We start from the raw sequence: 13457 nt of genomic DNA on the forward strand, positions 1-13457 counted from the left end.
ATCCCCTCAATTCACATCAATCTTCGGGCGGTTCAGCCCACGGTCCACACACCCAATCAACACCGCCGTCAGCGCCGCCTGCGCCACAGCCCACATCCGCTTTTCATTGTCTTCCGACAAAACAAGCGCCTGATGATTTTCAACTTCGGCCAAGTGCAGCCGAGCAACAGCGATTTCACCTTCCACAGAAAGATGCGCGCTACGCTGCAAATGCTCGGTCAAATCGTTCTCCATCGCTTTGAACAGCCCCTGAAGGTGCTCGGGCGCAATCACCAGCTTTCTCATGCGATAGGCCCTTTGCCATGTCCGTTTCGGGGCCGTGACGGCATGTTGCACTCCCACACTGGCAAGGTGCCATTCACAGCCTGACGCAGCGCGGCTTCCAATGCGGCATTGTGCTGCTCCAGCCGCAAAACCTTGCGAGACTTTTCCTCCAAATCCCGCGCCAACTCCTGCGCCTGCTCAAAATTAATCAGAAAAGCCCCACGGCTACGCACCGCCTGCGCATCACGCTGCAATTCCGTTGAAACCGGATCATAAACCCGCGCGACCTCGTCCAGAGCATCCGTGTCCATGTCCTGCACCAGCTCCGCATAGACATCTCGCACCAGCCGGTCATGCGGAAGCCGCGCCAAAAACCGCACCGCAATCCGGCACATCTCAGCATCCATGATACCATCGGGTGCCACCCGACTAACACCGTCTAGGCATTGCTCCACCGTCAACTGGTCACCGCAGCGCGTGAACAAATTAACCAAGGCCGACTGCATCAGCGGCAGCCGCTGCATGTCAAAATTCATTGTTTGAGACGCGGCGTCGCGCAGCAAAAGAACAGCCGTCATGATGCATCCTTCAGGGCAAGCACAGCGCCCAATGTGAGATTTGTTGGATAATAGGCCACGGCACCGATGATGATGCTTTGGCCTTTTGAGGGGGCTTCAATCGGGTTCAATGCACGCATACGCTGGCACCACCCCACGGTATGAGACGCCTCTAACTGCCGGAAATAGATCGTCAAAACCTTCTGAGCATATTCCGCCGTCGTGCCATGCTGACCCGCAAGCTCCACGCCCAGTTGCTTGATGGATTTCACACCGCACATGGCATGTCCTCCACCGGTGCAAGAATGGGGAAACACCCTTTCGCGGCGTAAGTCCGCCCCGTGCGGTGGGACAACAACACAACGTCATCAATAACGAGCGTCATGCGGCCATCAGAGGGCTCTAAGAGGTTGCTTAAAACCTGATCCAAAACCCCCGCGACAGCCCATTGCCGAAAGCGGTGAAACAGCCGCGCGGACTTCCCGTAACAAGCGGGGGCACGCCCCCATGCAATCCCGGATCGGAGCACATGAACAATGCCACTCATCACGGCCCGGTCATCTTTACGCACCTCCCCAGAATACTGGGGAAAGCACATAGAAATACGGTGCATCTGCGCATCTGAAAGCCAGAAAGGCTCCACCGTTTTCGTTTCCGCCTGGCGCAGTCCTAAAGGCTCACACAACAGCCCTTCAGCCAGCCCCGCACCCTTCGGCGTCAGGGCAAAAAGCCCTTCCGCCACCGGATAGAAAAAGCCGTCCGTATGCATGGACCGCACAACACTGCCATGCGCCTGAACGTCCACCGTGCCGTCTTCCGCAACGTACCACCGTAAAGGACAGCTACCGGAATTCAGCCGAAACGCACCGTATTCTCGCCCTAACCACAGCACGGCACGGAGTGAAAAACTCATTTTTTTAAGGCGATCCAGATTATGGCTCACGACCATTCTCCTTCCAGAGCTTCAATCACACTTTCCACCGTCAAAGACGGCTCAACACCCATCAGAAAATCCCGAATAACCTCACGCGCTTCTGGGCCAATATTGACGGATGTGCTGCGCTGATCCGTCGTTTCATGGAACAATTCTGAAATCTCATCGGCCTCATGCGCCCGCTGGACCACGTCCTGATTTTTCACTTTTGCCATGAAATTATTCGCCTCTCTTGAAAGACGGGAGCTCGGCCCCGGTCAGGTCTTTCCACGTCTTTTCGATATGAATGTCTTCCAGCGCATCATCGCCCGCCAGCATGAAGGCATGGCGCAAGGTCTTATTCATCACACGCAGCCCACCGGGCTGCCCCGCAATCCATCGGCACGTCTTGCGCAAATCGTTGGCGTCAATGCCCCACGCATCCAGCATTAAATTCATATCGCTAATCTGCGGGCGCGCACGGTTCTTGCGCTTACCAATGCGCGAGAAAATCTGCGCATGAGACGTTGTGCGTCCAAGGCCTTCAATCCGGCCCTTCAGCGGCTCATTGCCCATAAAAACAATGCCAATCTCCGCGCGATCATTAATGGTGCGCAAAAGATCAATGGCCTCAGTCGTAAAGTTCTGGGCCTCATCAATAATCAACAAACCCTGCGTATCGCGCACCCGGTTCAAGATGGATGCCATCATCCGCGTGCCGCGTTTTTCCGTGGCATCCACCAGTTCCGCCAACTCGCGCAAAACAGCCGACGGGGACCGCATCGACGTATCCGCCGTCAAAATCCAGACATTGCTGTTCTCGCGCTGATACGCCTTGGCAGACATCGTTTTGCCCACACCCGCATTACCCGTGATCAAGCCAATATCCGGCGCGGCCTGTGCGTAGGAAAACACACTAAAAAAGATCGTCGCAGATGGCGTCATGATAAAGTCTGGCGTACGCGGCATTTGTTTGCGCACCCGCGTTTTCACATTGCAGGAGGCCAGCCACTTTTCAGCCTTCTCATCCACATTGGCGACCACACCGGCATAGGTTCCCGCCAACCACGCATGCAGCGTTCCTTTCGCAATGCCAGATGCCGCCGCAGCTTGCGTAACCGTCAAACCCTGGACTTGCATCTCAGAGCGAAACCGCCCAACAACTCCCGAAAATTGGACATTATTCACCTGTTCGTCGCCCAATGAGGCGGCGCTAATAAGCGTCTCAGACATGGTTTATTCTTTCTTTACTTCACAAGCCGAAGGCAAAACCTTCGGGAAACAGTCATCACAAAATCAAAAATAGTTGCGCAGCTGCATAACCTCGGCCATTTCTTCAGCCTCGCGCTCACATTCCTCATCATTGTCAAAATCAACGGCTAGAGCATTTGCGCCTGAAACAAGCGGGCGTGGTCTTAATGGCCGCACAATCTTGGCCTCCAATGGGGTTTCGTCATGCGTCGGTAAATCGGCAAAGACACGCGCCAATTCGTCTTGGCTCAACCGCACCGCAGCCTCACGCTGTGCCTTGGCAGCATTACTATAAGCCTTGTAAGCACGTGCATGGCGCTGCGCAGCCGCCTTATCCGCAAACCCAACCTTTTCACGGCATGCTGCCGCCCCCAGATACGTCCCATCCATCCGATAGACATGAACATCCTGCTGGAGGTTCTCCGGGTCGAGCCGTACCACGACTTTCTCCCCAGGGTACTGATTGAGGAAGTCAGCCCAAAAGCGATTACCTTCAATCTCAATCACACCATCACGTTTGCTGATCGTGACGGATTCCGCAGGCATCAACCATAAGCGCCGTTGCTCATCTGTGGCTTTGGTGATCGGTGCCCGCGCATAAGAAGCCTCAAACACCTGATCAAACGAATACTTGCCCTGGCACACATCAGACCTGCGCCCAATCCGTGCATTATGCTCGGCAATACCCTGCGCCACGACTTCAATAAACACATCGAGCGGCACCGCCGTTGACCCGTAATTCTCAGGCTTGGCATCAACCTTATGCCCAGTATACGCCCCTGCAAAACGCGGATGCTTGGCCAAATCCTGTGCAAAATCACGCCATGCACGCTCAATCGGCTTTGAACGCCCGCTATAAGGTTTAACGAACCGAACATCCACACCAAGCTGCGGAAGAATACCCAACGGTTCTTCGTCTCGCACCTTAAAGCGGTAACGGTTCGGCACACCGCCCGTCAGCCACTTAGAGGAGAAGTTCCGACCATTATCGAAATAGCAATATTTCGGTATGCCATAGCGTTCCACCAAATCCCCAAAAGCCAGCCGGACGGCTTCCTTATTTTCGGAAAGATCAATCCGCCAAGAGAGGATTTTCCCAGAAAAAATATCCTGAAATCCAATCATCACCGGGCGCACAATCCGTTCTTCTGCGCCAACAGGCCACTTCACGAACACATCCCATTTATGACCATCTGCATTCACCGCTTCGAGCGCATCAAACACCGTATGATCACGCTTCTGCGCCGGATACATCTGTTTGAGCTTCTCTTCGCCTTCACGGGCCGCCACAAGAAGCTCGGCCGGATACTTCTTCATACGCCGAAACAAAGATTTGCTTGACGGCAAGGTCCAGCCACGCTGCTCCGCCACCTGTTGAAGCCTCCGATAACAGGCTTCAAACCCTGGGCGCTCCAGCCGCAGATAATCTGCCGCAAGAATGTTCCACGCCTCACTAGGGCACTCCGCAACATCACCAGCCCGCGCCCCATAATGCGGCGCTAATCCAGCCAGCCAGTCGCAACGGTTTAACCCGCGCACATCTCGGTACCAGTTATTGATGGTGTTACGGCCTACCTTCTGCTCATGCGCTACAATGGTCAGCGCCGTCGTTTTGCGCGTTCCACTCGCCACTAAACCTTCCACCGCATGAAGCGCTCTTAAAGCCTTCCGAGCCCGCTCTTTAAGGGTGTCTGGTAGCGCATCATATTTGCGCCACAAGTCTTCTCGCTCACGCTGGTCAGAGGCCTCCGCAGCCAACGCTGGATCATCCGTGCGCTGCACATGAAGCTCCAACGCCACCCGAGCCTGAAAGGGCAGGTGATAAGGCGTAAACTCAAAGCCCCCACCGCGCCCCTGTCGCTTGCGCCATGTCTGACCTTCTTGCTCGGGGAGCATCCATTGATCGTGTTCAACACGGAGTTGAATGGCGCGTGCCGTTGCTGGCATTCCCGGCAAGTTCATCGCGGCCAATTCAGCAGGCGAAAACCATTTCTGCTCATGCATCATCCCGCTCCTTGAACGTATTCAAGTGATGCTCCCGCGCATTCCACAATGCGCGTTCAAAACGCTCAGCGAAATTCTCGGGCGTCAAAACAGGGATATTACCCACCAATTTAACGGGCTTTTTCTCTTGCTGTTCTTGAATATCATTCATCACCAACGCCCTCCACGAACGGCACCACGCAAAACCCGTTCTTGTTTGGAGAGGTTTCGTTTATGCTCCTGCACTGCGGCCAGTTCGATCATGGGCAGGTAGCGCCGGTCGATCACACTCCATCCGTGATCGGCCACCACAAACTCCGCCAAACGACGGTCACCTGTCGCGGCAAGCAGCGCATGGAACCGCACCGCTGAAATCTCATGCGTATCCCGCGCTACAGATGCATAAGCATTGAGGATGTTGAGGCTGATCTTCCGCTCCAAATGCTGGCTCATACGCTCAGCCACTTCAGCGCGCGTATAACCACAACTGTCCAACGTCACCGAAATTGCCCGAGACAGACGCCCACCGTAAGAATTGGCCCGGATCAATTGCGGGTCATACGCCACCACCGTTTCCGGCGGCGCCCATGCCAACAAATCGAGTTGCTCACCTGATCGGATCATGCGCCGCACTCCCGCACAGATGCATCCACTTGAAAGATCTCAGCGCAAACATGCGTGGAGATATCAAGCGCCCAAAGTACGTCCATCAGAACCGGCCAGATCGGCATATAGGAGCCAAGCTCCATCCCCGCGATATTATCAACGGTGAGGCCGGTTTCCTGTGCCAGACGGTCCTGCGTCCAATCTTCCGCCAAACGTTCTCGCCGGATAATCGCACCAATCCGCTCAGCTATACGGCCATGAAAAGCAGTCATATCGCTCATGCCGCAGCCCTCTCAGCTAAACCCGGTAAACGCGGCGCAAAGTCATCAGCGATACGCAAACGCTCATGCTCAGACGCACCATCCCATGCTGCAGAAACCGCAACAGAGGGCATCTGTGCCGCTGCATAACGCACGATATCTTCTTGCTCACGCGGGTCAGACTTCCGCCAAAAGGCAAGGAACTTCTCCAGCCGCTCCGGTGCTTGCGGCTTAGGGCGGTTCTCAATCTGCCGCACAATCTCCGCAACGTTCTTCACACCCGGCCATTGCGCCACAAACGCCGCAACCTTGCGCTGCATATCCGGCGTCAATTTGCCCAACGCCATCAGCTGCGCACCAGATTCCGCAAGCCATGTTCCTGTCAGGCTCTTCCGCACTTCACCATCAATCTGACCATGCATTTGCACAGCGGTTTCAATGGTTCGGCGCGACAAACCCAGCTTCTCAGCCGTCGCCTCAGAGAAGGCTGGGATCAAACCGCAAAGCTCTGCGTTTTGATCGGACTTACGGTCACCACCCTGTTTTGTCTCAGGGTGCAGCGCCTCATAAGCCTCTTTGCGCCGCGCCAAAAACGTTGCCCGGTCCAGCGGCGTCAACTCACGGCGGATCAGGTTTTCGTCAATTTCCAGCAACTGCGCTTCAACGTCCGTTGCCTTCATCACCGTGGCAACCGCCACCTCTTTACCGGCCACTTGCAGCGCCGCCATACGGTGGCCACCAGCAATCAACGCATAGCGCTCACTACGCCCAATCTTACGCACCCAAACTGGCGTACTCTGACCACTCTCCGCAATAGACGCAGCCAAAAACTCAACCCAAGCCGGGTCTACAGAACGCAGCCGCTCACCAACCTCAATCTGCGCCAACGGAATCTCAACCACGTTCATGCCGCCACTCCGTTTCTACGGTGATCGGACGAGATGGACGCGCTAGTGATTCGCTCAACACGCAACGAAAGAGGCTCCCCGTTATGATCAAAGCGATCCGGCCAAACATCCTGCGGCGCACGCCCCAACTCTTCCGCAATCGCCCGCTCAACCGGCACCGAATATCCCGGTGTAGCAAGGGCTTGTGTCACGACATTTGGGTTGCGTCCCAAGTGCCGTGAGAGTGCCGTCAGCGTTCCCCATTTTTTACGTAAAGAGGCTTTAATATCCTCAACGTGCATTCCTGATGGCTTTCGTGCCATAAGTGAACCTCCTCAACTCGGGGCGGTGGCAGCCGCCCCCTTTTTTCATTCCTCAACCGTAGTTTTCACTCATAGAGCTAAACCGTAGGGAACAACGTGAGAATACACTTTTGTGGAAGTTTTCAAACTGAAAAATGTAAGTTCGCAGTTAATTTTCTGTATTATGCTGTGGATAAGCGATCACCTGCAGCGCAAATCCTACAGAAAACTGTGTGTAAAAATACACTTTTGCGTATTTCGCAGTTACCCTTATGAACTGCGAAGCTGAAATGAGAACTGAGCGCCTTAAGCAGGCCATTAAAGCTGCTGGGGGCAATGATACCGTTGCGGCTCGTGCTGGGATTGGCACTACTACGGTCAGCGGGTATCAAAATGGAAAAGAGTGGAAGCTTGCCAATGTCGAAAAATTAGCTTCTGCCTGTAACGTCTCTTTACAGTGGCTATTATTTGGCGACGTTGGTGGAATGCGAGAAAATACTCTTGATGCCAATCCAAATATACCAAAAGTTAATAATAACGATGCCAGCATATCAGGGGCAGTCAAAACTATACCCGGATATAATATCGAAATGTCAGCAGGATACGGATTTTTACCAGATACCTCTATTGAGGAAGTATCATTCTCTCTAAGTACATCAGCGTTTCCACCTGAGCTATTATTGCCTAACCGTAAACTAATAGGGGTGCGGGCTAAGGGTGACAGCATGGAGCCTTACATCTGCTCCGGTGACGTCATAGTCCTAGACCTAAACGACAAAGAACTTTTCACCGGCGGCGTCTTCGCCCTCCGTATAGGTGAGCAGCTGCTAGTGAAACGCCTTATTGTGAAAATTAATGGCAACATAAGCGTAGTAAGTGACAACCCTCGCTACCCCGCCGAAGAACTAAGCGCTGCAGAACTCCGTCAAATGTCAGAAGACAGCGGCTCCCCAATGTCAATAATTGGCCGAGTAGTCTGGCGCATGGGAATGACAATCTCATAATAGAAGGGGATATTTATGAAAAAGCGATATATCATTCTCAGTGTTGTACTGATTCTCATCGGTTACTCAGCCTGGACCGGATATTCCAACAATAAATCTGTCAATATTGATGGCTCTATCGCTGATTTATCCCCCGTAAATCTTGCGACATCCGCTCACTATTCTGGTGTTCCTAAAAACAAATTACCCGCCGTCCAAGCAGCCATAAAGGCTTTTCTAGAAGCATGCCCGCGGCTTGAAAAAACAACACAAAACGGAGAAAAATTAGCCATTTATTGGTACGGAGAACCACCACCACTGAAAGGTTGGGAAGCCACGGGCGCCCATCTTGATGTAGAAATGGAAATCACATCTGAGAGTCTAAAAAGACTTCCCCACGGCTTAAGAGACCCTCAATGGGGCGGTCATGTAGAGTTGGGCCTAACGTCATTCCCTAATCCTGGTGCATTCATGCGCACACCGCTTCCTGAATGGCTTTGTGGATTAGAAATCCCGTACGCAGTCCTCAGCTCAGCTCAACGCGACTGGCCAGATCAAATGATCTTTGTGCCTATTAGTATACAAAAACACTCGTTCTAAAATGGTTTTAAACGTCTCTAAATGCCCTCTAATATCTTTCTAAGATACGTCTCAATTAGATGTGCAACAATTCCAAATTATATGTCCATTATTGAGATTTTACCAAAAAGTTCCAGACTGACTATACCGCTAATTATGGCTTATGGATAATTAGGCCGCCCGAAAGAAAATTCGCAAAATAAAGCCATTCTCCATCCCACGAGGTCCCGTATCAGCCCATTAAATCCCGGTTCCGATACAGTTCCATTCTTACTGTCCCCTTACAGCCCTAGTGGATAAGAGTTTTTTTGATTCTTTTTTGCAAAAAAGAATAACCAACCCTTTACAGCAAGCACTTCATTAACGGCTGCATAGAAGCGGATGTGCGTGCTAGAGAAGCAGCATGTCCCATGCTGATTTTGTTCATCTCCGTAATCACTCGGCTTACTCTTTAAGTCAGGGTGCTATTCGTATTCCGGACCTTGTTGGTTTGGCAGTAGAAAATGCTATGCCGGCCGTGGCGCTGACGGATAGTGGCAATCTTTTTGGGGCTTTAGAGTTCTCCCTGACGGCACAGGGCAAGAATGTGCAGCCTATTGTGGGATGTCAGCTATCGCTGCCGCCACGGAGTACGAAGCCGGGTGCGCCGTCTGAGCCTTTGGTGGTGTTGGCGCGGAATGAGGTTGGGCTGGCCAATCTGCAGATTCTATCATCGCATGGTTTTTTGAATGGTGACCCGGGTGATCCGACGGTTGCTGTTGATGTGTTGGGGCAGCATGCGGATGGGCTGTTTTTGCTGACGGGTGGTAAGCGTGGCCCGTTGAACCGCATGCTGGAGGATGAGCAGAGGGAAGAAGCTGAGGCACTTCTGCAGAAATTAGTCACTTTTTTCCCGGAGAATATCGCGGTTGAATTGAACCGTTATGGCGAACCGGGTGAGGCGGCGATTGAGGATGTTCTTGTAGCAATGGCGGACCGGCATCATGTGCCGCTTGTTGCGACGAATGAGTGTTTCTTTCCTAACCCGAAGATGCATGAAGCCCATGATGCGTTGATTTGTATTGCGCAGGGTCGGACGATGGCAGAGACGGATCGGTGGCATGTCTCGCCCGAAGCGTGGTTTAAAACGCCGGCTCAGATGCGGGCGTTGTTTCACGATTTGCCTGAAGCCTGCGACAATACGCTGATCATTGCGCAAAAATGCGCCATTGCGGCAACGACGCGTAAGCCTTTGCTTCCAGTGTGCTCGAAAGTCCGTGAGGGGACCACGGAAGAAGAAACTTTGGGCGCTATGGCGCGCGAAGGGTTGGACGCACGTTTCGAGGCGATGACCCTTAGCGATGAGGAAAAGCAGACATATCGGGATCGTTTGCAAGTTGAACTGGATATTATCGCAGGGATGGGTTTCCCGGGTTATTTCTTGATCGTTGCGGACTTTATTCAGTGGGCGAAAGCGCATGATATTCCTGTGGGGCCTGGGCGTGGTTCGGGTGCAGGGTCATTGGTGGCGTATGCGCTGACGATTACGGATATTGATCCGCTGCCATTTGGATTGCTGTTTGAGCGGTTTTTGAATCCTGAACGTGTATCAATGCCTGACTTTGATATCGATTTTTGTCAGGATCGGCGTGACGAAGTTATCCGGTATGTGCGCGAGGAATATGGCGGAAGCCGGGTTGCGCAGATTATTACGTTTGGAAAGCTGCAAGCAAAAGCGGCGGTGCGGGATGTTGGGCGTGTGCTGGGCTTGCCGTATGGGATGGTGAACCGCGTTGCGGAACTGATCCCGAATAACCCGGCTAAGCCTGTGACCTTGGCGCAGGCTATTGAGGGCGAAACGCGCTTACAGGAAATGCGCGATAGTGATGAAGCGCTACGCCGTTTGTTGGAGATCGCGCAGCAGCTTGAAGGGTTGTATCGTCACGCATCAACGCATGCTGCGGGCGTGGTGATTGGTGATCGTGAACTGGTCGAACTCGTACCGTTGTACCGAGACCCGAAGAGCGACATGCTGGTGACGCAGTTCAACATGAAGTTTGTTGAGCAAGCTGGGTTGGTGAAGTTCGACTTCTTGGGTTTGACCACGCTGACGATTCTGAAGAGGGGGGTAGACTTCCTTAAAGAACAAGGTGTTACGGTTGATCTCTCACGTATTCCTTTGGATGATAAAAAGACTTTTGAGATGCTCGCACGCGGTGATGCGGCGGGTGTATTCCAATTTGAAGGCGCGGGCATGCGTGACATGCTCAAACAGATGGCTGCCAGCCGTTTGGAAGATTTGATTGCGGGTGTGTCGCTCTATCGACCGGGGCCGATGGCCAACATCCCGGATTATTGCCGTCGTAAACATGGGGAGGCATGGGAGCCGCCGCATGAAGAGATCCGCGATATCTTGTCTGAGACCTATGGCATCATGGTCTATCAAGAACAGGTGATGCAGATTGCGCAGCGCATGGCTGGGTATAGCCTCGGCGGTGCGGATTTGCTGCGTCGTGCGATGGGTAAGAAAATTGCTTCTGAGATGGAGAAGCAGCGCGCGATCTTTACGGAAGGTGCGACGAAGCGGGGTATTACACCAGAGAAGGCGACGGAGGTTTTTGACCTCATGGCGCGCTTTGCGGATTATGGTTTTAATAAATCCCATGCGGCGGCTTATGCCTTGGTTTCGTACCAGACCGCATGGATGAAGGCGAACCACCCGGTGGCTTTCTTGGCCGGTTGTATGTCTCTGGCGCGTGAAAAAACGGAAAAATTGGCGGCTTTGTGCCAAGAGGCGCGCCGCATGAAAATCAAAGTTTTGCCGGTTGATATCAACCGATCTTTAGCTGACTTTTCGATTGAGACTTTAGAGGACGGGACGCAGGGTATTCGTTATGCGCTGTCTGCGGTGAAGCGTGTTGGCGCTGCGGCGATGGATGCTCTGGTGGCATCACGCGGGGATAAGCCGTTTATTGATATGACGGACTTTGCAGAGCGTGCAGATCCGGCGAGTATCAATAAAATACAATTAGAAAGTCTTGCAAAAGCAGGGGCTTTCGACAGTATCCTTAAAGAAAGACATACGGTTTTTGCGAGTGCGGAAACCATTTTGCGCCGGGCTCAAGCGAAGGCTCAGGAACAGAAAATGGGTCAAGCGGGCCTTTTTGGGGGGGCTGGTCAGGACCGTGAAATTCTTAAGTTAAAAGAGGGTCAAGCATGGCCTGATTTTGAGCGCTTGTCGTTGGAGGCGGCTGCGGTGGGCTTCCATATGAGTGCGCACCCGCTGGATGCGTATCGTACGGTTTTGCGGCGCTTGGGGGTTACGCCAGCGAGTGGCCTAGAGGCCGCGGCTAAAACGGGTAGCACGCGTGTGAAAATAGCCGGATGTGTGATTGATAAAAAGGAGCGCCCAACCCGGACAGGGAAGAAAATGGCGTGGGTCAATTTATCGGACAGCACGGGGACATGTGAGGCAACGCTATTTTCTGAGACGTTGGTCTCGTGCCGAGAGCTTCTCGTGGCAGGGCAGGCTGTGCTGGTGAATGCTGAGTTGAAGCTGGATGGCGATGCGCTGAGAATTACGGCCCAGAGTGTTGTTGATCTGGAGCAGGCGGCGGCTGAAGAGCGTGGGGAAATTCGGGTATGGCTGCAAGAGCCTAAGACCTTGCCGGCTTTGTCTGCCATGCTGGATGACATGCGGGGGGGGCGCGGCCGTATTACGCTTTTGCCGTCTTTGGCGGAAACGAGGGATGTCGAAATCGCGTTGCCGGGGACGTATAAAGTGACGCCTCGTTTGGCGGAACGTCTGAGGACGATACGTGGGGTTGAGCGCGCAGAGCAGGTTTGATGGCAATCCGATGAAGACTGCCGAATCATACTTGCAAAAGCGCGGCGTTTCAGCCATACCGCAGGCGTCCGCGTACCTTGGTTTTTATCAAGGCGGTGGGCAATTCGCACGCATGGCTGGGGCGTTTACCCAAACGTTCTTCTGGTGTTCCTGAGGGGACCACGCCGTGCGGAGGCTAAACCAGAGGCAAGGAATTCGATTCATGGCAGCGCCTGAATTCACCATGCGTCAGCTGCTCGAAGCTGGCGTTCACTTCGGTCACCATACACGTCGCTGGAACCCAGCGATGGCTCCATACCTGTTCGGTGTCCGTAACCAAGTTCACATCATTGATCTGCAGCAGACAGTTCCTCTGCTCGATCGTGCACTGAAGCAAGTTCGTGATACCGTTGCAAACGGTGGCCGCGTTCTGTTCGTTGGTACGAAGCGCGCTGCTGCTGAGCACGTTGCTGAAGCTGCAACGCGTTGCGGTCAGTACTACGTCAACCACCGTTGGCTCGGCGGCATGCTGACGAACTGGAAGACCATCACGGGTTCCATCAAGCGTCTGCGTCAAATCGACGAAATGCTGAGCGGCGACACGGCTGGTCTGACGAAGAAAGAAGTGCTTGACATCACGCGTGATCGTGAAAAGCTTGAGCGTTCGCTGGGCGGCATCAAGGAGATGGGTGGTCTTCCAGACCTGATCTTCGTGATCGACACGAACAAGGAAAAGCTGGCCGTTGAAGAAGCTAACAAGCTGGGTATCCCGGTTATTGGCGTTCTGGACAGCAACTCCAACCCGGCTGGCGTAACGTTCCCGGTACCGGGCAACGATGACGCTATCCGTGCAATCACCCTGTATTGTGATCTGGTGTCTGCTGCAGTTCTGGACGGTATTTCCGCTGAGCTGGCTGCTTCCGGTCATGACATTGGTGCAGAAGAAGAACTGCCAGCTGAAACAGTTGTCGCTGAGACGGCTGCTGAAGGCGAGCAGGCTTCCGCGAACTGAAACGGTGTGTCGCCTCTGCAAAGAGACGATAGCTGAACCAGTCATGCGGCCGGGC

The 13457-nt window shown here is 53.5% G+C and carries 16 protein-coding genes; 4 read left to right on the top strand and 12 right to left on the bottom strand.

Annotation, left to right across the window (positions count from 1 at the left end; all coding sequences use genetic code 11):
- Positions 1–6: 6 nt before the first annotated feature.
- The 12 genes from KB213_RS05555 to KB213_RS05610 form a co-directional block, all read right to left on the bottom strand.
- Complete coding sequence (locus tag KB213_RS05555) at positions 7–285, bottom strand: hypothetical protein (RefSeq protein ID WP_211681110.1); 279 nt, start codon at positions 283–285, stop codon at positions 7–9.
- Positions 282–842: a hypothetical protein gene (locus tag KB213_RS05560; protein ID WP_211681112.1), complete on the bottom strand. Its 561-nt coding sequence runs from the start codon at positions 840–842 to the stop codon at positions 282–284. Before KB213_RS05560 ends, KB213_RS05555 begins: the two co-directional genes overlap by 4 nt.
- On the bottom strand, positions 839–1102 hold the full coding sequence (locus KB213_RS05565) for a hypothetical protein (protein WP_211681114.1): 264 nt from the start codon (positions 1100–1102) through the stop codon (positions 839–841). Before KB213_RS05565 ends, KB213_RS05560 begins: the two co-directional genes overlap by 4 nt.
- Positions 1090–1764: a transposase gene (locus tag KB213_RS12825; RefSeq protein ID WP_211681116.1), complete on the bottom strand. Its 675-nt coding sequence runs from the start codon at positions 1762–1764 to the stop codon at positions 1090–1092. Before KB213_RS12825 ends, KB213_RS05565 begins: the two co-directional genes overlap by 13 nt.
- Positions 1761–1970: a hypothetical protein gene (locus tag KB213_RS05575; protein ID WP_211681117.1), complete on the bottom strand. Its 210-nt coding sequence runs from the start codon at positions 1968–1970 to the stop codon at positions 1761–1763. The genes KB213_RS12825 and KB213_RS05575 overlap by 4 nt, the downstream gene beginning before the upstream one ends.
- 4 nt (positions 1971–1974) lie before the next feature.
- Positions 1975–2967: an AAA family ATPase gene (locus KB213_RS05580; protein ID WP_211681119.1), complete on the bottom strand. Its 993-nt coding sequence runs from the start codon at positions 2965–2967 to the stop codon at positions 1975–1977.
- A gap of 63 nt (positions 2968–3030) precedes the next feature.
- Positions 3031–4992, bottom strand: coding sequence for a transposase domain-containing protein (locus KB213_RS05585; RefSeq protein WP_211681121.1), 1962 nt, complete (start codon positions 4990–4992; stop codon positions 3031–3033).
- Positions 4982–5143, bottom strand: a complete 162-nt coding sequence (locus tag KB213_RS05590; RefSeq protein ID WP_211681123.1) for a hypothetical protein — start codon at positions 5141–5143, stop codon at positions 4982–4984. The genes KB213_RS05585 and KB213_RS05590 overlap by 11 nt, the downstream gene beginning before the upstream one ends.
- Complete coding sequence (locus KB213_RS05595) at positions 5140–5592, bottom strand: hypothetical protein (RefSeq protein ID WP_211681125.1); 453 nt, start codon at positions 5590–5592, stop codon at positions 5140–5142. The genes KB213_RS05590 and KB213_RS05595 overlap by 4 nt, the downstream gene beginning before the upstream one ends.
- Positions 5589–5855, bottom strand: a complete 267-nt coding sequence (locus KB213_RS05600; protein ID WP_211681127.1) for a helix-turn-helix domain-containing protein — start codon at positions 5853–5855, stop codon at positions 5589–5591. Before KB213_RS05600 ends, KB213_RS05595 begins: the two co-directional genes overlap by 4 nt.
- On the bottom strand, positions 5852–6742 hold the full coding sequence (locus KB213_RS05605) for a ParB N-terminal domain-containing protein (protein ID WP_211681129.1): 891 nt from the start codon (positions 6740–6742) through the stop codon (positions 5852–5854). Before KB213_RS05605 ends, KB213_RS05600 begins: the two co-directional genes overlap by 4 nt.
- The gene (locus KB213_RS05610) at positions 6739–7044 is read right to left on the bottom strand and encodes a helix-turn-helix domain-containing protein (RefSeq protein ID WP_211681131.1); all 306 of its coding nucleotides are present in this window, start codon (positions 7042–7044) and stop codon (positions 6739–6741) included. Before KB213_RS05610 ends, KB213_RS05605 begins: the two co-directional genes overlap by 4 nt.
- A 251-nt stretch (positions 7045–7295) precedes the next feature.
- On the opposite strand from KB213_RS05610, the gene KB213_RS05615 reads away from it, so the two are divergent.
- The 4 genes from KB213_RS05615 (at position 7296) to rpsB (ending at position 13402) form a co-directional block, all read left to right on the top strand.
- A complete protein-coding gene (locus tag KB213_RS05615; RefSeq protein ID WP_211681133.1) occupies positions 7296–8027 on the top strand; it encodes a LexA family transcriptional regulator in 732 nt (243 codons plus the stop codon).
- Between the two features lie 15 nt (positions 8028–8042).
- The gene (locus tag KB213_RS05620; protein WP_211681135.1) at positions 8043–8606 is read left to right on the top strand and encodes a hypothetical protein; all 564 of its coding nucleotides are present in this window, start codon (positions 8043–8045) and stop codon (positions 8604–8606) included.
- A 382-nt stretch (positions 8607–8988) separates the two neighbouring features.
- Entirely contained in the window at positions 8989–12411 is a 3423-nt protein-coding gene (gene dnaE / locus KB213_RS05625) for a DNA polymerase III subunit alpha (protein ID WP_211681137.1), read from the top strand.
- 202 nt (positions 12412–12613) lie between these two features.
- Entirely contained in the window at positions 12614–13402 is a 789-nt protein-coding gene (rpsB, locus tag KB213_RS05630; RefSeq protein WP_068170722.1) for a 30S ribosomal protein S2, read from the top strand.
- Positions 13403–13457 lie beyond the last annotated feature (55 nt).

Source organism: Neokomagataea anthophila (genome assembly GCF_018122595.1).
Classification (GTDB): domain Bacteria; phylum Pseudomonadota; class Alphaproteobacteria; order Acetobacterales; family Acetobacteraceae; genus Gluconobacter; species Gluconobacter anthophilus.